Here is a 20308-nt window from a genome sequence, read left to right as displayed (position 1 = left end):
AGAGACGCGCGCATCGCGCGTCATCATGCGCCCGCCGTCCGGCGGGCGCGTTTCACATCGATCGAAACAGGGGCGCGCGGCCGGACGGCGGAATCGGTGTATCCGGATTAACGCTCGCTCACCTTCACGCGCGGCAGCCATTCCGCCTCGGCACCCTGCGTGCCTTTCAATTGGGCGGGAATCGCGTCTTGCACTTGCGCGTCGTAGCGGCGTACCGCCTCGGTGTCGAGATGACGGCCGTCGAACGTCGACTGGCGACGGGTAATCATGTTGATGCGAAGGCGTTTTGCCGCCATGGTCGGTCTTCCTTGAAAAATCGGCACCCCGCCAACTGGCGAAGTGCAATAGATGTACGTGAGAAAGATGTCGCCAAGATGACGTGATGTGAAACGCACGTCTCCCGCCATCCTACGGCGGCTGCGCATGCACCGCAATGACCTCGAGCAAGCATCGCAGTTCACTTCTCCGCGATCCGCTTGCCGTCCGGCTTGATGGGTCGTTTCAAAGAAGGCACTCGAGGCGCGCCGCACGATCGACACGCTCCGCACTGGGTGCGGCGTCGAGGTACAACGGGTCGAAGGCCTGCCGGACGTGACGCCGTTCAACTTCGACCGCATCTGACCTCGCAGGCCGGGCCGTGATCGGGCCGCCGTTATAATCGGTGCGACTCTACGGCGGCCGCGCGTGTCGGCTGCCGGCTACACGCCGGGATGATTTCCCTTTCGGGCGCGACGCGCTCGATGATTTCTTTCTCCCCGAGCGTGAAGCGCCTTGCGCCATTCCCCGCGCCTGCCATTCATGCTCGGCCGGGCAACGGATGGTGACTGCGCGAGTTGCTTCAAATATGACGGTTTCCCGTGCTGCCACCGGGTTCACGGGGATCCTCGACAAAAAGACAGAGGGCCTCGCCGATGCCGGTTTCCACTGGTTTTGACCGCAATGCATTCAGGGCGTATCCGCTGGACGGCGCGCTGCTGCGCTTTCACCCCGCGACAGGAACGCACGTCCGGATCGAGAACGCGGCGACCCGCCACTTGCGGCGCCTCGCACCCCGGGTCGTGATGTTCGGGATAACGAACAAGTGCAATCTGTCCTGCGACTTCTGCTCGCGTGATGTGCAGCGCGACAGCGCCTGGTCCGTCCAGTCGGCCGCCGGCGTCCTTCGCGGCCTCGCCGCGGCAGGCACGCTGGAAGTCGCCTTCGGCGGCGGAGAGCCGTTCGCGTTCCGTGGATTCGCCGAGCTGATCGACATCCTCCATCACACCACGCCGCTTGCACTGAACGTCACGACCAATGGAACGCTGATCCGGCGCAACACGTTCGCGCCCTACGCGGGCCGCTTCGGCCAGGTCCGCGTCTCGCTCTACGACGACGTGCGCTGGCGCGACGCAGGCACGGTCCTTTCGGAATACGGGCAAAGGTGGGGCGCCAACCTGATCGTCGACGACGCCGTGCTGCCGGGCCTCCCCGCCCTGCTGGCCGAACTGGCCGCGCTGGGTTGTCAGGATGTCTCGTTGCTGTCCTACATCGGCCCCGATTTGCGCAGGCACCTTTCGCCGAGGGGGCGCGCGCAGCTCGCGGCCATCGTGCAGGATTCGCCGATCGCCTGCCGCCTGTCGGTGTGCTTCGGCGACGCGGTGCCCGTATCCAGATTGTTCGACGGAGCCGATGGCAGTGGCGACTGCGGCGCGGGGCTGGACTTCGTCTCCATCACGCCCGATCAGCGCATGCAGGGCTGTTCGTTCCAGGACGGCGGCCTGCCTGCCGCCAGTGCGGAGGACATCCTGCACGGGTGGCGCAACGCGCGTGCGCATCTCGAGCAGCCCAGTGCGCGGCGCGGTTGTGCACGTCGCGGCGCAGATGCCGGTCGAACCCGGTCAACGCCGCCGGTCAGCGTGTGGCAGGCATTCTCCGGCAACAACAGCGGTGAGTGCGTGATGGTCGCGAAATTCGAGACCATCGCGGATGCGGACGCCTACCTCGCACAACTGCTGCCGTCATGGGCGCCCGATGCCGAGTATTCGTCCGAGTGGAAGCGCCTGTTCAAGGAGGAAGCGGTCGCGGGGCCGGGCTTGTCGGGCGGAGGGTCGCCCCGCGAGCTGGCGGCGATCGGCCGCTCGGTGATCGCAACGGGATACGAGGCGGACGACCTGTTTCCGGAATTGCGTGCGCTGGCCTGGAAGAAAGGCGCATACGTGGTGCCCGGCGGCATCCACGCCCACGACGTGTTCCTGCTGGCCGCGGTGCGTGCGTCAGGCGCGGATGACGCACGCGATCTGGCCGCCCGGAAGCCCCATCCCGCCGCCAGGACCTGGCTGCATGGAGAGGTCGTCCTCGTCACGCTCGAGCTGCAGGGTGACGGCGCGCCAGGTGAGCTCGTCGAGATCCGGCAACTGCTCACCGACTATTGCGCCGGTCGCCCGCTCGCCGCGGAACTCGTGTTCGACGACATCGACGACGCGGCCATGCTGTCGGTCAAGAAGCGGCTCGGCGCGGAAATCGGTCGAACGCCAAGGCTTGCGCTGCATTTCGGCTCGCGTGAGGATTCCGGCGAGCGGGCGGTTCGATTCGCGCAAATGATCGCGGAAGGCCAGACCAACGTCGCCGGCACGTGTGTCCTGGTATCGGGAATCGAGCGGCGCAAGCGGCTCGCGGTGCTCGCCTATCGGCAAGGTGCGCATGTCGGCGCCATCGACGGCCCGGAAGTGCGCGTCAGCGCCTGTTTTTTCGTGCGTGATGTCACCCCTCGGAAAGGCCGGCGCGCGGAACCCGGCGAGATCGATATCGGCCTGGTTCGCGAAGCGCTTCACCAACGGTTTCCGGGCGGCGTTCGCATCGATGTCAAGGCGGGATATCGCCGGGGTATGGCCTTCGTGACCATCGTCACCGCGGACCCCGGATACGCTTTCGGTCAACTCGAGCAGCTTGCGGCGTCGTTCGATGCAAGGCTCAGCATCGGGGTGCACGAGGTCGATCCGCTGGCGTTTGCCGTTCGACGCGTGATCGCGGACGTGTATTCCTGACCTTCAACGCAACCCGCCCGGCGCACGCATTCGTCATCCCGGAATGCACGTTTTCGGCCTTCAATCGATCCGGGTATCACTCAGTCCGGCCGCGTCGCCGTCGCTCACGCCCGCCTGCCCGTCGACTGCGCAGCCAGCGCGGCCCGCTCGATCCAGCGAATGGCCGGCGCATCGTGTTCGCCCGGCGCGGGCTTGCCGATCAGGAAGCCCTGCACCTCGCGGCAGCCGGCATCCGTGATGCACGCCAGTTGCTCCTCCGTCTCGACGCCTTCCGCGACGGTCGTCACACCGAGACGCTTGCCGAGATCGGCCACCGCGCACACGACGGCCGCGCAGTCCGGTCGCGAGATCGCATCGCGCACGAAGCTGCCGTCGATCTTGATCTTGTCGAACGGAAACGCGCGCAGATGCGCGAGCGACGAGAAGCCCGTGCCGAAATCGTCGAGGGCGACGCGCACGCCCATCGAACGCAGCGCGCGCAGGTCCGCGATCGCCTTGCCCTCGTCATGCAGCAGCGCGGTTTCCGTCACCTCGATTTCCAGCCGGTCGGGCGTGAGGCCCGCGCCGGCCAGCGCCGCCGCGAAGGCCGGCACGATCGTGCCGTGGCCGAGCTGCGCCGCCGACACGTTGACGGCGACGCGTGCGCCGTCCGGCCAGCGCGCCGCCTCCCGGCATGCATGGTCGAGCACGAAGCGGCCGAGCCGGTCGATCAGGCCGCCGCGCTCGGCCACCGGAATGAAGTAGCCCGGCGAAATCCAGCCGGAGCGCGGGTGATGCCAGCGCAGCAGGGCCTCGCGCGTCGTCACCTGGCGAGTCCGGACATCGACGATCGGCTGGTAGAACACGTACAGCCCCTGGTTCTCGTCCAGCGCGACGCGCAGCTTCGATTCGAGCGCGATCCGCTCCTGCGCGCTCGTTTCCATGTCCGGCGAGAACATCCGGTACGTCCCCTTCCCGGCTTTCTTGGCCGCATAGAGCGCCATGTCCGCGCGTGACAGCAGCACGCCGGCGTCGTTGCCGTGATGCGGCGCCAGCACGCAGCCGATCGACGCGCCGATGCGGAACTGCCGCTCGGGCGACGGCGCATAGGGCGCGACGAGCGTGTCGACGAGCCGCGCGGCCGCGCCCATCGCGCCGTCCGCGTCGGTGTCGCGCAGCAGCACCGCGAATTCGTCGCCGCCGATGCGCCCGAACATCGTCCTCGCTTCCGGGCACTGCCCGCGAAGGCGTTCCGCGACCTGGCGCAGCACCTCGTCGCCCGCCGAATGCCCGCACGCGTCGTTGATCAGCTTGAAGCCGTCGAGGTCGATGAAGAGCAGCCCGAGCGTCTTGTCCGAGCGGCGCAGGCTCGTGTCGAATTCGGCGAGGAAGGTCGCGCGGTTCGGCAGGCCGGTGAGCGAATCGTGATGCGCGAGCTGGTGGATGCGCGCTTCCGCCTCGGCCTGCTGCGTGACGATCGACCACGACAGCATCGGGCCGATGTAGCGCCCCTCGGCATCGCGCACCGCCGAGACCTGGAGGTCGAGCACTTCCGGCCCGAGCCGCACGCGGCCGCGATGCGGCAGGTTCGCCGGATCGGCGAGCAGGCGGCGCTGGTGCTGCGGGTGCGGATGGAAGAAGTCGATCGACGCGCCGAGCGCATCGTCCGCGCGGATCGGCAGCAAATGCTCGATCGAGCGCAGCAGGTTTCGCGACGCCGTGTTCAGGTAGTTGATGCGGAACGTCTCCGGGTCGGCCGTCATCACGGCCACCGGCATGTCGTCGATCATCCGCATCAGCCGCGTCTGCGCCTGCTCGCGCATCCGCGATTCGGCCTGCGCGTCGACGGTACGCACGAAGCCCCGGTAGTTGACCGAGATGACGGCGATCAGCGCGGCCGACACGAAAGCCATGTTGACCGCGGTGGCGACGAGCGTCGGCTGGCCCGTCGAGAGGAAGAACGCGATGAACGCGGCGTTGACGATCACGGCCACGATCAGCGCGGCCGTGCGCAGGTACATCAGGCTGAAGATGCAGCCGATCACCGTGATCGCCATGTAGAACGCGACCTGGGCCTTTTGCCACGCGTCGCCGTACGGGAACAGCAGCAGCGCCCAGAGGGTGAACGTCACCGCGATCGGGATCACCAGCCAGTTCGTCATCGTGAGCGCACGCGACACGGTGTCCGGCGTCGGCTCCACCAGCCGCGCGCGGCGCCAGTGCAGCAGCCGCGCGAGCGACACGAGCGTCATCCCGGCCGGCATCGCGACCGACAGCCACCACGGCGTGCTGCGCAGGTGCGTGACGGCGAGGCTCCAGGTGCTCGAGACGAGGATCAGGTACATCACCGGGAGCTGGCCGGCGAATACCCGGAATTGCGCCGCGAGCAGGTCCGGGTTCCGGGCCGGCGCCGCGATGCTTGCCAGTCTGACCATCCGTGCGTAGTGGGTTTTCATGTGCGCCTGCCTGCTGCAACCTGCGTTCGGATTGCCGTATCCGGCGTTGTCGCTTACCGGCGCGGGCCCGGATCCAGCTCGGCCGTGACGGCCGATCCGGACGCGGGAACCGTCGCGCTGGCGCGGTTGCTGCCGGTCAGCGCGATCTGCCCGCTGCCGACAATCTCGTTGAGTGGTGCGGGCCTGCCGAGCAGGAAGCCCTGCGCTTCGTCGCAGCCTTCGTCGGCCAGCAGCACGAGCTGATCGCGCGTCTCGATGCCTTCGGCCAGGATCGGAATGCCCAGGCTCTTGCCGAGCGCGAGCACGGCGCGGATGATCGCGCGATCCTGCGGTTTCGCTTCCGCGTCCGCGACGAACGACTGGTCGAGCTTGATGCGGTCGAACGGGAACGAGCGCAGCGTGTCGAGCGACGAATAGCCGGTACCGAAATCGTCGAGCGCGATGCTCACGCCCAGCGCCTTGATCTGCCGCAGCGTATCCAGCGCGCGCTCGCGGCCGGCGAAGATCGTCGATTCCGTCAGTTCCAGCTGCAGGCGCGATGCCGGCAGGCCGGTTTCCTCGAGCACGTCCGCCACGAGCGCCGTCAGGTCCGCGTGCATGAACTGCACGGCCGATACGTTCACCGAGACCGTATAGGGCGGCTCCCACGTGGCCGCCCGCGCGCATGCCTCGCGCAGCACCCACGCGCCGATCTCCAGGATCACGCCGTTCTCCTCGGCGAGCGGAATGAACTCGGTGGGCGGTATCGTGCCGAGCGTCGCATGCTGCCAGCGCAGCAGCGCCTCGTAGCCGCGGATCTCGCCGGTCGTCAGCGACGTCTGCACCTGGTAGTGGACGCTCAGCTGGTTGTCGGCCACCGCGCGGCGCAGGTCGGCCGCGAGGCTGCGGCGCGCCCGGACGATCAGGTCCATCGCCGGCTCGTAGAAGCAGATCGATTGCGCGACGCTGGCCTTCGCACGGTACATCGCGAGGTCCGCGTTGTTGATGAGGATCGCCTTGGTGGCTGCGTCGTCCGGGTAGATGGCCACACCGAAGCTCGCGCCCGGCACGACCTCGTAGTCGTCCAGCCTGACCGGCTTGTAGAGCGCGGGCTCGAGCCGTTCGAGCAGGTCCATCAGGCGGGTGTCGTCGCCCATGCGGCAGAGTGCCGCGAATTCGTCGCCGCCGATGCGGGCGACGAATTCGCCTTCGCGCAACACGTTCGACATGCGCCGCGCGAGGATGCGCAGCACCTCGTCGCCGGCGTGATGGCCGCGCAGGTCGTTGATTTCCTTGAAGCGGTTCAGGTCGATGCCGATCAGCGCGAGTTTCGTGCCCTGCTCTTGCGCCAGCGCGATTTCGAGGTCCAGCCGCTCGTTGAAGCTCGCCCGGTTCGGCAGGCCGGTCAGCATGTCGCTCAGTGCCAGCCGGCGCAGGTGCTCGAGCGATTCGGCCCGCACGTTGCTGTCGATCACGTAGCTCACGAGCCCCGTGCAGACGATCACGAGCGACGTACCCGCGACCGCGAGCGCCAGCGGACGCAGCGTGTTCACGTCGGTCCACGCGCCGTCGAGCGTCAGCGGCGTGATGCGCAGCGCGGACATCCCGGTGAAATGCAGCGCGAGGATCGCGAGCGACAGCACGCCGGCCATCTGGTTGACCGCGTGCGGCGACGGCCGCATCGCGAGGTGCAGCGCGAGCGCCGCGAGGGTCATCGCCAGCAGCACCGACGCGACCAGGTAGCCGATGTCCCACGACACGATGCCTTCGACCCGCCACGCGAGCATGCCGGTGTAATGCATCAGCACGATCGCGACGCCGACGATCGCGCCGCCGAGCGCGGGCGCGATCCTGACGATGCGGCAGGTCGTCAGCGCGAAGCCGATCGTGCTGCCGCCGACCGCGATGAGCAGCGATACGAGCGTGAGCGGCAGGTCGAATTGCACGGGCGCGCCGGCGTCGAAGCCGAGCATCGCGATGAAGTGCGTGCACCAGATCGCCACACCGGCCGAAATGGCCGTCAGCACCTGCCAGCCGAACCGCTGCGTGCCGAAGGTGTTCACCGTGCGCTGGAACAGGCGCGCGGTGACCCACGAGCCGGCCCCGCACAACAGCGCGGCAAGCAGGACCAGCCAGTGATTGTGCCGTTGAACGATGCACCCTAAAACTGTCGCCAAAACCTTTCTTCCCCTATCCGTCGCATGCGTGGATGCCGTTCCCGATCGAAACCGCGGGGCGATGCCGCTTCGATCAGGCGCGCCTTCCGGATATCGGCATGCGATGAATAAACTGAACGCCGCGCGGCGGCACGCAAACGATTGCCCGGAAGATATTTTTTCTGGGAAAAGTGCCGGAACGAGACGGGGCGGGATATCGAAGGATTGGCCGATGGTTTGCCGATCGACCGACGGGTGTGGGCGATGGGTGATACGGCTGGATTCCGCCGCGCTTCACCGTCAGGTTTCTTCCGGGTTCGTCACGGATGGCCAGGGAACGCGGCGCGGTTATCGAGGAAGGTGCGGCAGGCGCAACCATGTCGGCACGAAGTGCCGAAGAACGGGATATGTGGCTGGCGGGACAAAAACCGGATTCCAGAGATCGACCGCCCGCAATTGCAGGCGGTCGATCAACACGCGTCCGTCATTTGCCCGGGCGTCGCGTGGCCTCGATCGGCTCTCCGTTCTCCGACACGAAATGCCGTCACGCGATCGTCGGGCATTCAACGCACTGGCACAAACGCCATCAATTCACCCCGACCGCGCTCCAAGCACGAGCGACCGTCGCGCTTTCGGCCGAATTCGCGCCGTACAGGTCGTTCGCCGCCTGGATCGACGCACGCCGCGCGTTCGGGTAGCTGGAGTTGGCGTTCAGATACACGGTCAGCGTCCGGTACCAGATCTTGCCGGCTTTCTCGCGGCCCAACCCGGTGAAGGTCGTGTCGCCGTTGCAGACCAGTTTCGCCTTCGTCAGGCCGGTATCGGTCGACGGCACCGTCGGGCCTTCCGCCAGCAGGTAGAAAAGGCGGTTGCCGACACCCGACGTGAAATGCGGATCGTGGCGCGGATTCGACCACGAGAATCCGCCGGACGGGTAACAGCTGAACGACCTGCCATCGAGATCCTGCTTGTACATCTTGCGCAGGCCGCCGCTCACCACGCGCGCACCGATCACGTAGTTGCCGGGATCGTTCGGGTTGTTCGCGTAGTACTTGACGAGCGTGCCGAAAATGTCGGAAGTCGCTTCGTTCAGCCCACCCGCGTCGCCCGAATAGTTCAGGTTGGCCGTGGCCTCGGTCACGCCGTGGCTCATCTCGTGTCCGGCCACGTCGACCGACACGACCGGCTTCGGCAGGCTCGTGCCCGGCTGGCCGTCGCCGTACACCATGATGTGCGACGGCATCCATGCCGCGTTCGCGCCGGTCGTGCCGCTGCCGGTGTCGAACACCACGTGCGCGAAACTCTTCACGCCGCGCCCGTCGTTGAAGATGCCGTTGCGGTTGTGCGTCGTCTTGTAGTAATCCCAAGTTAACGCCAGACCGTAATCGATGTCGGCGGCGACGGTCTGCCGGTCGGTGGTCGCGTTGTTGCCCCACACGTTCGTGCTGCTCGTGAAGATCGGCAGGTCGGTCGCCTGCTCGACGTCCTCCGCGATCAGTCCGCGACCGTCGTACACGGAGCCGCCGCCGCGATTCGGATCGAGCATCCGGTACGCGTTCGTGCCGGTCTGGTCGGTGGTCAGCGTCAGGTTGCCGTAGTACAGCGAGCGGCCGGTGCCGGTCGCGGCGGCGGTCTTGATCAGGTCCTGCGCATCGAGCACGGCGCCCGTGCGTGCGTCGACGTAGTACAGCACCGCATCGCTGTGCACGTCGTTCGACTTGCCGTATACGCGCACTGCATAGGCCAGCGTCGGCGTGACGTCGCGTGCGAACACCACGAGTTCCGCGTCGTCGACGCGGCGCACGTCCGACTTGAAACGCGCGGTCGCGATGCGCTTGACCCTGGCGTTGCCGATGTCGGGCGCGTTGCGTATCACGGAGCGGTTTCCGACCTTGCCGATCGTGCCGGCGAGATTGATCGGCGCGAGCTGGGTGACGCTCGCCTGCTTCAACTGCCCCTTGCTCGAATGGACGACCACGTCACCGCCGATCACGGGCAGGCCCGCGTAGAAGCGGTCGAAACGCACGTGCTCGGTGCCGTCGGGATCGACGATCACGTCGCGCACCTCGAATTGATCGCCGTCCGTCGGCGCACTCGCCTGCGGCCCTGCGAACTTCAACGTGCGTGCTGCGCCGCCAGCGGCCAGACTGAAGGCGGACGGGTTCTGCTGGATCAGTTGCAGTGCCTTGTCGACCGCGGCCGACTGGTCGCCGGCCTGGGCAAAAGCACTGAGACTCGCGACGGTAATCGCGGTGATGGACAGCAGGCGAGACAGTTTCTTCATGTAATCCCCCGGTTATGTATGGGTGATGTTCGAGGAATGCATCAAGTACAGACTTTGATCCAGGACATGTCACGAACTGCAGAGGGATGCTAGAAGGTCATTTTTATAATTACAAGATATTTTCTGACAGATTAATATTTTCTGTCGTCGATGTTAATCGAGTCATGATTTGGTGAGAAATCTGAAATGATCTCGTCGGCTGCGATGCCGGTTTCGGCAACGCCGCATCGGCGGAATGTGCGTGCCGGGCCCGTCGTTACTGGGGAAAGGCGTGCGTGGCGCGGGTCGGGCGGGATGAAGGATGTGAAGCTCAAGGTAGCGCGGCAGATGCCATTTGCTTTATTAAATATTGATTTTGATTATTGCCATTCCGGGCGCGCCGCCGGGATTTTTAATGGCCTTCCGATTCTCGCCCTTGATGACACCGCCTTTTAATTCGTAGTAAAAGCCTCGCGAACGATGCGCGAGAACATGATTTTTACGAATCTTTTGTTTGAGCTGCGCGGCACAGCCGGCAGCATGAGCGCGTCACACTGCCTCTTGCATCGCCCTATCCGCGCAGCGTGACGCGAATGCGCGGCCGCACGCCGCTGTTTTCGCGAGAGATGCATACGGCCGATGAACCGTCCGTCGACGTCGGCCGCCTACCTGCCCCGCACCTTGACCTGCACCACCAGCCACGTCAGCGCCCCCAGCACGAATACGGCGAGCGTCCACGTGCCGCCATGGTGCTGCAGCACCGCAGCCGTCGCGGCGACGCCCGCCAGTCCCTGCTGCAGGAAACCGCACAAGGCCATCGCATGCGCGCCATGTTCATGCGCATCGCTGACGGCGGTCGCCATGCTGTTCGGAAACAGCACCGCCTGGCCGAAGATCGCCAGGCAATACAGCGCGATGAAGATCCACAGGCCGGTGAAATGGGTCAGCAGGCCGCTCAGCCACGACACCAGCATCAACGTGGTTGCGAACGCAAGCAACGCGGCACCGGCATGCATCAGCCGGGCGCCGCCATGCCGTCTCACGAGACGGTTGACCAGCATCGCCCCGCTGAAATAGGCCACGCCGAGCAGAAGGCCGATACTGCCGAAGCTCGTCACGGCCAGCTTGAAATGTTCCTGGAACACGAACGGGCTCACCTCCTGCAAGGTGACGGTCGTCGCGAACCCCAATCCGCCCGCGCAGGCTGGCCACAGGAAGCCCGGGCGCCGCAGCAGGAGCCAGTAGGTACCGGCCAGGCCCGACGGTTTGGCGGCTCGGCTTCCCGCCTTCAACGGCAACGCGTACGACAGCGCGATCGCCAGCGCGGCGACGACGGCCATCAGCACGAAACCCGTTTGCCAATGACTGTATCGGCCGATGAGCCCGCCGATGAACTGGCCGCCGCCCAGGGCCGTGATGAAGGCGATCGACAACACGGAGAGGCGTCGCGCCAGTTCGTCGCCGCGCCAGTTGTCGCGGACAATGATTCGGGCGATGATCGCCGCGCCGCCGCCGCCGATGCCCTGGATGGCGCGTAACACGAGCAGCGCCGGTGCGACCGTGCAGCCGGCGAGCAGCAGGCTGCTGCCAATGAACAGCAGCAGCGAAATCAGCAGCGGGCCGCGCCGGCCCCAGCGTTCCGCGGCAGCGCCCCAGAATGGCACCGGCAGCGCGGCACCGATCACATAGGCGGAGATGGATAACTCGGCGCCGCCTTGCGTCATCTTCAACTCGCGCATGACGACAGGCAGCGACGGCAAGTACACCGTCGTCGCCATTTGGGCCATGAATACGACCAGGCACGCCAGCGCCATCAGGGAAGCAGCCGACGCCGCAGGTTCGCACGGCGCACCGGCGGCAAGAACGGGTTTGTCGCTCATGCCAGCCCTCGATCCGATCGGGACGCGCCCCCGGTCGTTACCCATCCGGGCGCACATGACGGGCTCCCGTCGCGGGCGCTATCCGCGTACATGCGCGTCTGAAATCCGGGTTCGGTCGCCATCGTTTCTCTCACGTTATTTTTTTCGGGGTTTGCCGCGGCAGTGGGCGGCAGGACTGAAGCGGCTGATTGTACAAAGGTGCGGGAAACGAATGGTAGACGCCGAATTCAAATGACCGTTGCGGAGCGGCGAGGGGCTCCCGGCTTCGCCCGCCCCGACAATGCAGGAAGTGTGGTGGGGCAAGCAGGGCCATGGCCGATATTCAATGACGAACCGCAGTCGAGCGACCGCTTCGTGCATGAGGCACAATAGCCGGCTTCAACATTCAACCGCGATCAAACCCATGCGCTTCGTCGTCGTCGGAACCAGCGGAGCGGGGAAATCCACCTTTTCCAGCGCACTGGCGGCAGCAGCGGGCTGCCCGTACATCGAGCTGGATCGACTCTACTGGGGCCCCGACTGGACTGCCGTGCCGCCGGAACAGTTCGAGCGCGCCGTGCTGGCCGCGACGGCCGGCGACCGATGGGTCGCCGACGGGAACTACAGCGCCGTGCGCGACGTGCTCTGGTCGAGAGCCACTCACGTGATCTGGCTCAACTTCGGGCGGCGGACGGTGTTCTCCCGGGTGCTCTGGCGCACGTTGAGCCGCGGGCTCATGCGCACCGAACTTTCTCACGGCAACCGCGAGTCGCTGCGGATGGCATTTTCGCGAGAGTCGGTGCTGCTGTGGTCGTACACCACGTTCGCCAGGAATCGTGTCAAGTTCGCCGGCCTGCGTGACGACCCGAAATACGCGCATCTGCACTGGACGGAAGTCACCCGGCCTTCGCGCACCCGCGCGGTCATCGACATGCTGGTTCGCGCCGGCGGTTGAGCGCGGCGCGACGCGCGTTTGCGGCGATGCGAATTCACTTCACGGCCGCATTGCCTCCGTCGGCGAACAGGGCCGAGCCGGTAACGAAACTGGCCATCGGGCTCGCCAGAAACAGCGCCGCGGATGCGATCTCGTCGGGGCGGGCGATGCGCTTCATCGCGTGGAGCCCGGCCGCCCATTCCTTTTGCTCGGGGTCTCCCCCCATCGCGGTGTCCACACCGCCCGGCAACAGTGCGTTTGCCCGAATCCCCCGTGCCGCGTAGTCCGCGGTGATGCCCTTCACCAGTCCCATCAAGCCGGCCTTGGACGCACCATACGCGGACATGCCGGGTAGCCCGACGCTGGTTCCGACGAAGCTGGACGTGAAGACGATCGAGCCGCCTCCGCGTTCGAGCATCGCGGGAATCTGGTTGCTTGCGCCCAGGAAGGCGGCCGTCAGATTGGTAGACAGCGTGTGCTGCCAATCGTCGAGCGAGATGTCCGCGAGCGGTTTGAGCGGCCCGACGGTTCCCGCGTTGTTGATCGCGATGTCGAGACCGCCGAACTCGCGCAGGGCCGTCGCGACGAGCCTTCGATGCGTATCGACGTGACAGACGTCGCCGGCGCAGGCGAACGCCTGCCCGCCGTGACGACGAATCTCGCTGGCCACCTGATTCAACGTGGATTCACTTCGCGCGCCCAATACGATTGACGCGCCATGCGCCGCGAACATCAGTGCGATCGCCCGGCCGATTCCGGTGGAGGCACCGGTGACGATGGCGACTTTCCCGTCGAGTAAGGTCATCTTCTTCACATCCCGTGAGTGAGGTCAGTCACGGCAATGTAGGCGACCGTTTGCAGGCAGACACTCCGTTTCTTGCTGTTGAAGTCCGGTGCGACGGCATCGCGGGTGGTGCGGCACGGCCATGTCGCGCGCTGCGGCGATCTGCACGTGATGGAGATGCGCAGCCTTCCCGACCTGCACGGTCATTGAAATGGCGGCCCGCGCCGGCACCCGAACGCGGTACGACGCTTGCCGGCGTCAGTCGTCGAACGTGCCTTGATATTCCGGCGCGGCATCCGCGCGCGTGTTCAGCTCGAACATCACGCCGCCCGGCGCGCGGCAGAAGAAGCGCGAACCGCGCCCGTTGTTGAAGACGTCCGTCACCATCTCGACGCCCTCTTCCCTGAAGCGTTCGAACAACGTGCGAACGGCATCGAGGCTCGGCAGTTCGAACCCGACGTGGAAATTCGTCGGCCACGCGGTCTCATCGTCGCCGGCGTGATCGATCACTACGTCGAAGCCCGGGCGCTTGAGGATCCAGGATTTGTCCCAGCTTCCCGCGATCGTGAAGCCGAGATGCCGCTCGAAGAATCGGGCCGTCGCCAGTGTGTCGGCGGAGGGGAAGCTCAGGTGATTGAGCTTCATGGTTTGCGTCATGGCAGTCATTGCGAGTCTCCGTCATGCGTCGATCGGCGGAGGCCCCATGCCGTTCCGCCCGACGCACCCAGAATACGAGCCGCGGCTCGCATTCGACAATTCGCATTCGCCGCCTGGCTCGACAGCGCGCGAACCCGCGAGAAATCGCGGATCGGGGCGCGGTTGCGAGCGCTGCGGATCGCGCCATTCGCATTTGTCCGTGATTTGGCTGAGCCACGTCACTTCCGGCAGCCGCCCACCTTGTTTCTCGAGAGAGCCATCTCCATTGGCTCCTCTTTCTGGACAGGTGGAACCATCGTTGAAAGCGACACGCCCCATGCCGCCCTACGTCTTCACCGCTTCGTAAACCTTCGTCTTCGGATTGAACCGGTATTCGACGACATCCGCGGCGCCGTCGGTCTTTTTCCGGCCGGCGTTGTCGATGCCCGTCCCGGTCATCGCCACGCGAAGGCGCGGCCAGTCCCGGCCGTCTGCCGGCAGGAAGGTCAGCGTCGACGAGCTTTCCACGCACGGTATCCGGTTGCCGGTACCCGCGGCATCGCATGCCGCGCCGCTGTCGTTGCCTCGAAATACGTTGCCGGCATAGGTCCAGTCGGTATCGTCAGGATTGCTGGACGCGTCGGTGCGCCGATAGACGAACATGCCAAACGACTTGATCCGGGTACCGGAAGCCAGGTACCAGGTCGGCACGGCCAGCACGATCCGCCCGTCCGGCAGGGTCGTGCTCACGGCCGGTTCCCTGTCGTCGATCGTGTCAGCCTTTTCGTAGCGGCCAAACTCGCCGATCGAGCGTTCCGACTCGACCATGTTCCAGCCGGCCACGCCACCGTCCGTGATCCATTCGAAGGTCGCCTCCGTGATCGTCACCCTGGCATCGGGCGCCGGCTCGGCGGTGTTCTCCTGTTCGGCGTACTTGTTCGGCGTCTCGTACGCGAAGCCGGTGAAGTAGTGGCCGCCGTTCAGGTCGAACGCGTGGCCGTACCAATACGTGGCCTGGCTTCCGTTGGCGATCTCCATCGTCGCCTCGCCATGCGCGTCCTTCTGGTAAATGCCCTCCAGCACCTGGCCCGGCCTGGGCGGCACAGGCGAGTCGCGCCCTTCGCGCTGCGAGGTAACGGCCTGCGTCGCCGACGCGGCCGCCGGCTGCGCATTCGATGCGGTATCGGCCTGACCGGAACGATCCCCGCATGCCGCGACCAGAAGCGAAACGACGGACAGCCATGCAAACTTCCCGATCATGTGCCTTTACCCCCGTGGATTGTCCGGGCGCTCAGCGGTACCTGCCGCCGTAACCGGGCGGAAAAGCCGACGCGATGGCGGCGCTCGCCGCGAAGGCGTGCCGCCGAATCTGACGCGGCAACGCGAAGCGTTGCGCGGGAAGCATCCTCGGGTTTCATCGTTTTCATTTTGTCGTTGTCGGCGCCAATACAGGACTGGAAGACGTGCTCGGACACGCTCAATGCGGAGTGCATTGCGCCAGCGCCGATTATCTCCACAATCGGCGAATAAATCATCCATCGACGGCATCGCCTGCCGGACGAGCCCGGCGTAGCCATACCGCTCTTCGCGACGCCTCAAGCGTCGATGGCCCGGGGTCGACAGACACACCCCGGGCCACGGATCTCCCGCCGGTGCCGGGCATCACGACCGCTGCCCGACACCACCGTTCGATCGATACTGCGCGGACAACGTCAGAACTGGTAACCCGCGCCCACCACCGCGCCAAAGTCCGAACGCGTGTTGCCCGTCACCGACGCCTTGACGACCCAGCGGTTGCTTTCCGTCACGTACGAGTACCCGGCGGCGAAACCCTGCTGGCCGTGATAGTTCGACGTCGCCGCCGAGACCATCGAGCGGCCCGCGCCCGTCGGTTGCGGCAGGCCAGCCACGGCCATTGCCGATGCCACGCCGCCGTACATGTCCTTCTTCAGGTCGTTGAACGAGTTGTACACCTGGCCGATGCGCTGGTCGGTGTAGCCCTTCGCCTGCGACGTGGCGGTCGACAGGTTGTCGTTCAGCTGCTGCACGTTCACCGCGTCGGTCGGCGCCGTGCCGGCCGCGACGTTCGTGACCTGGCGCTCGCTGCCCTTCGCACCGACCGAGAACGAATTGTCGCGATCGGCGACGGAGCCCTGGCCGACCGCCACCGCGTTCTTGCCGGTTGCGGTTGCCGTCGACCCGATCGAACCCGCATCGGCACGTGTGATCCACGTCGTGTTCGCATCGGTCGCCGCCGCGCGGATCTGGTCGTTGGCCGCCGCGTTCTTCAGCGCGTTGTTGAACTGGCCCATGTTGACCGCGTCGTTGTCCTTCACGCCCGCCGCGACACCGGTCAGCACGCGATCGCCCGACGTGCCGGAGAAGTTCACGCTGGTGCCGCCGGTGTCCTTCCCGACCGTGATCGCGCCGTTCGGATCCTGCTGCTGCACGAGGCCGGCCTTGCCGTTCGCGATGTTGTTCACGTTCCCCTGCAGGTTCGTGATGTCGGTCGTGTTCTTCGCGACCTGCTGGTTGGTCGCGTAGAGCTGCGAGCCGTTCACTGCATCCGTGCTGGTTGCGCTGAGCGTGCCGGCCTGCACGTTGGTGATGCGCGTGCCGCCCGCGCCGCCGAGCGTGATCGAGCTCTTCGACGCGTCGTCGTACTGCACCGCGAGCGCACCGAGCTGGTTGAGACTCGACTGCACGCCCTTCAACTGCTTGACGTTCACCGCGTCGGTATCGGCGGTGCCCGCGGCGACGTTCTTCAGCACGACGGCCGCATTCGGGTCGCCGCCGATGAGCGATACCGAATTCAGCCGGTTGCCGTTCGCGTCGACGTCGTACTTGACGACGTTCTTCACGGCCTCGCCCGCCTGGTTGGACACCTGCGTGATCTGCTGTTCGAGCGACGACTTCACGCCCGACAACTGGCCGCCGTTCACCGCGTCCGTGCTGCCCGCGGCGACGTTGCCATCGGCCACGTTCGTCAGCTTCGTCGGTGCACCGCCGCGCGCCGCGTTGTAGGCACCGAGCGTCGGGTCGAACTGCAGCGCGTCCTGCTGCAGCCCCGCGATCGCGGCCGTGTTGCCCGCGATGTTCGTTTCCGCATTGCCGAGGCGCGTTTCGTGATTCTCGAGCGTCGTCGTGTTGTTGAGAACGCGGCCGTCGAGATTCGTGAGCGCGTCGCCGACATTGTTGAACGAACCGCCGCCGACCTTATAGTCCGGCGCGCTGATCGAGCCGTCCGGATTCGCCGTCGCACCGCCGCCCAGCGCGGCCGCCGTGCCGTCGGTTGCACGGCGCAGTTGCGCGCCGTTCACCGCGTCCGTGCTGCCGGCCGCGACGTTGCCTTCCGCGACGTTGGTCAGGCGCACCGGGCTCCCGCCGTTGCCCGCGCCGAGCGAAACCTGCTTCTTGCTCGCGTCGTCGTACTTCACGGCGAGTGCGTCGAGCTGGCTCGTGCCGTCCTGGATCGCCGCGTTCAACTGGTCGACGTTGACCGCGTCCGTGCCGTTCTTGCCGGCCGCGACGTTGCCGATGCGTTGCGGGCCGTTGGCGCCGTGGCTCGCGTCGTAGGTGCCGAGGTTCGCGTTCCACTGGAGCGCGTCCTGCTGGAGCGCCGCGATGTTGCCCGTGTTCGTCGTCACCTGGTTGCCGAGCGTCGTCACGTTGTTGCTGACGTTCGTAATCGACTGGTTCAGCGAGTCGGTTGCCTTGCCGAGCTGGCCGACGTTCACGGCGTCGCTCGCGGCAGTGCCGTCCGCCACGTTGTGCAGGCCGACCGGCGACTGCGCGCCCTTGCCGCCGAGCGTCACGCCGCTGTGCGCATCGTCGTCGTACTGCACCGCGTTCTTCGTCGCGTTGCCGATCTGGTTGTTGATCGACGTGCTCAGGTTGCCGAGCGTCGTATTGATGTTGTTCGTCACGCTCGTGCTGAGCGACGACAGGCCGCCGTTCAGTTGCCCGACGTTCACCGCGTCGGTGTTCGCGACACCGGCCGCGACATTGTGCAGCGTCGTGCCGTTCGTGCCGGCGAACGTCACCGAGTCGAAGCCGCTCTGGCCGTCGTACTTCACGTTGCGCGTGTCGGCGGCCTGCAGGTTGCTGATGTTGGTGGTCGCCGTGCTCAGCGATGCGTTGATGCCGGTGACGTTGCTCTGCAGGTTCGTGATGTTCGACGCGGCGGTCGAGATCGACGATTGCAGCGGCGCGATGCTGCCGTTCAGCTGACCGACGTTGACCGCATCGGTGTCAGCGACGCCGGCCGCGACGTTGCCGATGCGTTGCGGGCCGTTGCCGCCGTGGCTCGCATCGTATGCGCCGAGGTTCGTGTTCCACAGAAGCGCGTCCTGCTGGAGCGCCGCGATGTTGCCCGTGTTCGTCGTGACCTGGTTGCCGACATTCGTAATCGACTGGTTCAGCGAGTCGGTTGCCTTGCCGAGCTGGCCGACGTTCACGGCATCGCTCGCGGCAACGCCGTCCGCCACGTTGTGCAGGCCGACCGGCGACTGCGCCCCCTTGCCACCGAGCGTCACGCCGCTGTGCGCGTCATCGTCGTACTGCACCGCATTCTTCGTCGCGTCGCCGATCTGGTTGGTGATCGACGTGCTCAGGTTGCCGAGCGTCGTGCTGAGGTTGTTCGTCACGCTCGTGCTGAGCGACGACAGGCCGCCGTTCAGTTGCCCGACGTTCACCGCGTCGGTATCGGCGACACCGGCCGCGACGTTGTGCAGCGTCGTGCCGTTCGTGCCGGCGAACGTCACCGAATCGAAGCCGCTCTGGCCGTCGTACTTGACGTTGCGTGCGTCGGCCGCCTGCAGGTTGCCGATATTCGTGGTTGCCGTGCTCAGCGATGTATTTATGTCCGTGACGCTGCTTTGCAGGTTCGTGATGTTCGATGCCGCCGTCGAAATGGACGTCTGCAGCGGGGCGACACTGCCCTTCAGCTGGCCGACGTTGACCGCATCGGTGTCGGCGACACCGGCCGCGACGCCGCCGATCGTGGTGCCGTTGCTGCCGTCGAGCGCGATCGCCGCGTGCGAATCGTCGGTGTATTTCACGACGTTCTTCGTCGCCGTCACGATGCTGGTGCTGAGGCTGTTGCCCACGCTGGTCACACGCTGGTCGACGTTCGAAATCGTGGTCGACAGCGAATTGCCGACCGACGTCACGCGCGCGTCGACGTTGGCGATGCTCGTGCTGAGCGTGCCGTTCACGTTCTTCAGCTGCTGGACGTTGACGGCATCCGTATCGGCCGCGCCCGCCGCGACGTTCTTGAGCTGACGCTCGGCGCCGATGGCGCCGAACGACACCGCGCCGCCGACCGGCGCGGCCGTGCCGCCGAACACCGGCGTGCCGCCGTTGCTCGCGCCGACGCTGCCCGAGCCGATCGCCACCTGGTTGTTGTCGTTCGTCTGCGCGCCCGCACCGATCGCCACGGATTGCGTGCCGCCGGCGCGCGTCTGTGTCGCCGCGTCGTACGACGCGCCGGCCGACACGCCGTCGCTCGAGGTCGGGTTCGCACCGCCGATCGCAACCGAACGGTCGCCGCTTGCCAGCGCCGAGTGGCCAAGTGCGATCGAGCTCGTGCCGCGCGCATCGGCGACGTTGCCGAGCGCCATCGAGAAATCGCCGACCGCGGCCGACTGGCGGCCGACGGCCAGCGACGTATTGCCTTGCGCGACGGCTACCGTGCCGATCGCCGTGGCCGAGTTTGCCAGCGCCTGCGAACCGACGCCGATCGCAATCGCGCCCCCGCTGCTGGTGCCGCCCTTGCTGCTCGCATTCGACTGGTCGCCGATCGCGATCCCGCTGGTACCGGCCCTGGCGTTCGTCCCCATCGTGACGTTTGCCGTGCTCACCGCCACGTAGCTTCCGCTCTTGGTCGACACGCACAGCGGGTTCGTCCCGTCGATGCACTGGCCGTTCAGCGCGTTGTCCGGGTTGCCGCGGTCGACGAAGTTGTCCGCATGCGCGGCCCCCGCGATCAGGACACCTGCACCCGTGAACATGGCGGCGGCGAGCGCCGAAATCTGCTTCCTCTTCATGGTCTTCTGCTCCGTTTTGTAGCGTCTGGTTTGTATACGGACTACTTAATTTGCTTGAAGGATTCAGATGCGATTGCGACTGCGATTACGATTACGACTTCAGTGCGGAACCCGATTCCGATGCCCGGCCCGAGCGTGCCGAAGGCGACACGCATCGCCCGCCCGTAGCGACGGGACGTTCGAAAGCCCGGG

General features: G+C 66.2%; 12 protein-coding genes. 3 read left to right on the top strand and 9 right to left on the bottom strand.

Annotated elements, in window-relative coordinates; translation table 11 throughout:
- Window positions 1-107 precede the first annotated feature (107 nt).
- On the bottom strand, window positions 108-395 hold the full coding sequence (locus tag APZ15_RS35530; RefSeq protein WP_226151172.1) for a hypothetical protein: 288 nt from the start codon (window positions 393-395) through the stop codon (window positions 108-110).
- 516 nt (window positions 396-911) lie between these two features.
- Here APZ15_RS35530 and APZ15_RS35525 point away from each other — a divergent pair.
- On the top strand, window positions 912-3023 hold the full coding sequence (locus tag APZ15_RS35525; RefSeq protein ID WP_027792697.1) for a radical SAM protein: 2112 nt from the start codon (window positions 912-914) through the stop codon (window positions 3021-3023).
- A 104-nt stretch (window positions 3024-3127) separates the two neighbouring features.
- On the opposite strand, the gene APZ15_RS35520 is transcribed toward APZ15_RS35525, so the two are convergent.
- The 3 genes from APZ15_RS35520 to APZ15_RS35510 form a co-directional block, all read right to left on the bottom strand.
- Complete coding sequence (locus APZ15_RS35520) at window positions 3128-5458, bottom strand: putative bifunctional diguanylate cyclase/phosphodiesterase (protein ID WP_027792698.1); 2331 nt, start codon at window positions 5456-5458, stop codon at window positions 3128-3130.
- Window positions 5459-5511: 53 nt separating this feature from the next.
- Window positions 5512-7614 (bottom strand): putative bifunctional diguanylate cyclase/phosphodiesterase, encoded by a 2103-nt coding sequence (locus APZ15_RS35515; RefSeq protein WP_027792699.1) that lies wholly within the window; start codon window positions 7612-7614, stop codon window positions 5512-5514.
- Window positions 7615-8179: 565 nt separating this feature from the next.
- Window positions 8180-9877, bottom strand: a complete 1698-nt coding sequence (locus APZ15_RS35510; protein WP_027792700.1) for a M4 family metallopeptidase — start codon at window positions 9875-9877, stop codon at window positions 8180-8182.
- A 186-nt stretch (window positions 9878-10063) separates the two neighbouring features.
- On the opposite strand from APZ15_RS35510, the gene APZ15_RS41950 reads away from it, so the two are divergent.
- Window positions 10064-10312, top strand: coding sequence for a hypothetical protein (locus APZ15_RS41950; RefSeq protein ID WP_138143355.1), 249 nt, complete (start codon window positions 10064-10066; stop codon window positions 10310-10312).
- 209 nt (window positions 10313-10521) lie between these two features.
- Here APZ15_RS41950 and APZ15_RS35505 read toward each other — a convergent pair whose 3' ends face one another.
- Window positions 10522-11736, bottom strand: a complete 1215-nt coding sequence (locus APZ15_RS35505; RefSeq protein ID WP_027792701.1) for an MFS transporter — start codon at window positions 11734-11736, stop codon at window positions 10522-10524.
- Between the two features lie 403 nt (window positions 11737-12139).
- Between APZ15_RS35505 and APZ15_RS35500 the strand changes: the two genes are divergently transcribed.
- On the top strand, window positions 12140-12670 hold the full coding sequence (locus APZ15_RS35500) for a P-loop NTPase family protein (RefSeq protein ID WP_027792702.1): 531 nt from the start codon (window positions 12140-12142) through the stop codon (window positions 12668-12670).
- Window positions 12671-12704: 34 nt separating this feature from the next.
- Here the strand turns inward: APZ15_RS35500 and APZ15_RS35495 are convergent, their stop codons facing one another.
- The 4 genes from APZ15_RS35495 to APZ15_RS35480 form a co-directional block, all read right to left on the bottom strand.
- Window positions 12705-13454 carry an SDR family oxidoreductase gene (locus APZ15_RS35495; RefSeq protein ID WP_027792703.1) on the bottom strand — a complete coding sequence of 250 codons (750 nt, stop codon included), beginning with the start codon at window positions 13452-13454 and terminating at the stop codon, window positions 12705-12707.
- Window positions 13455-13691: 237 nt separating this feature from the next.
- Window positions 13692-14099 carry a VOC family protein gene (locus tag APZ15_RS35490; protein WP_027792704.1) on the bottom strand — a complete coding sequence of 136 codons (408 nt, stop codon included), beginning with the start codon at window positions 14097-14099 and terminating at the stop codon, window positions 13692-13694.
- A gap of 315 nt (window positions 14100-14414) precedes the next feature.
- A complete protein-coding gene (locus APZ15_RS35485) occupies window positions 14415-15329 on the bottom strand; it encodes a hypothetical protein (RefSeq protein ID WP_049097131.1) in 915 nt (304 codons plus the stop codon).
- Window positions 15330-15781: 452 nt separating this feature from the next.
- Window positions 15782-20116 carry a YadA-like family protein gene (locus APZ15_RS35480; RefSeq protein WP_027792705.1) on the bottom strand — a complete coding sequence of 1445 codons (4335 nt, stop codon included), beginning with the start codon at window positions 20114-20116 and terminating at the stop codon, window positions 15782-15784.
- Window positions 20117-20308 lie beyond the last annotated feature (192 nt).

This window comes from Burkholderia cepacia ATCC 25416 (assembly GCF_001411495.1).
GTDB classification, from domain to species: domain Bacteria; phylum Pseudomonadota; class Gammaproteobacteria; order Burkholderiales; family Burkholderiaceae; genus Burkholderia; species Burkholderia cepacia.
The sequence above is the reverse complement of the archived record's forward strand: the minus strand, read 5'-3'. Positions and strand labels throughout refer to the sequence as shown.

Coding starts and splice junctions, on each gene's coding strand:
- APZ15_RS35520 (WP_027792698.1), bottom strand. CDS start 5,458: ATGAAAACCCACTACGCACGGATGGTCAGACTGGCAAGCATCGCGGCG.
- APZ15_RS35500 (WP_027792702.1), top strand. CDS start 12,140: ATGCGCTTCGTCGTCGTCGGAACCAGCGGAGCGGGGAAATCCACCTTT.
- APZ15_RS41950 (WP_138143355.1), top strand. CDS start 10,064: ATGATCTCGTCGGCTGCGATGCCGGTTTCGGCAACGCCGCATCGGCGG.
- APZ15_RS35525 (WP_027792697.1), top strand. CDS start 912: ATGCCGGTTTCCACTGGTTTTGACCGCAATGCATTCAGGGCGTATCCG.
- APZ15_RS35505 (WP_027792701.1), bottom strand. CDS start 11,736: ATGAGCGACAAACCCGTTCTTGCCGCCGGTGCGCCGTGCGAACCTGCG.
- APZ15_RS35510 (WP_027792700.1), bottom strand. CDS start 9,877: ATGAAGAAACTGTCTCGCCTGCTGTCCATCACCGCGATTACCGTCGCG.
- APZ15_RS35485 (WP_049097131.1), bottom strand. CDS start 15,329: ATGATCGGGAAGTTTGCATGGCTGTCCGTCGTTTCGCTTCTGGTCGCG.
- APZ15_RS35495 (WP_027792703.1), bottom strand. CDS start 13,454: ATGACCTTACTCGACGGGAAAGTCGCCATCGTCACCGGTGCCTCCACC.
- APZ15_RS35490 (WP_027792704.1), bottom strand. CDS start 14,099: ATGACTGCCATGACGCAAACCATGAAGCTCAATCACCTGAGCTTCCCC.
- APZ15_RS35480 (WP_027792705.1), bottom strand. CDS start 20,116: ATGAAGAGGAAGCAGATTTCGGCGCTCGCCGCCGCCATGTTCACGGGT.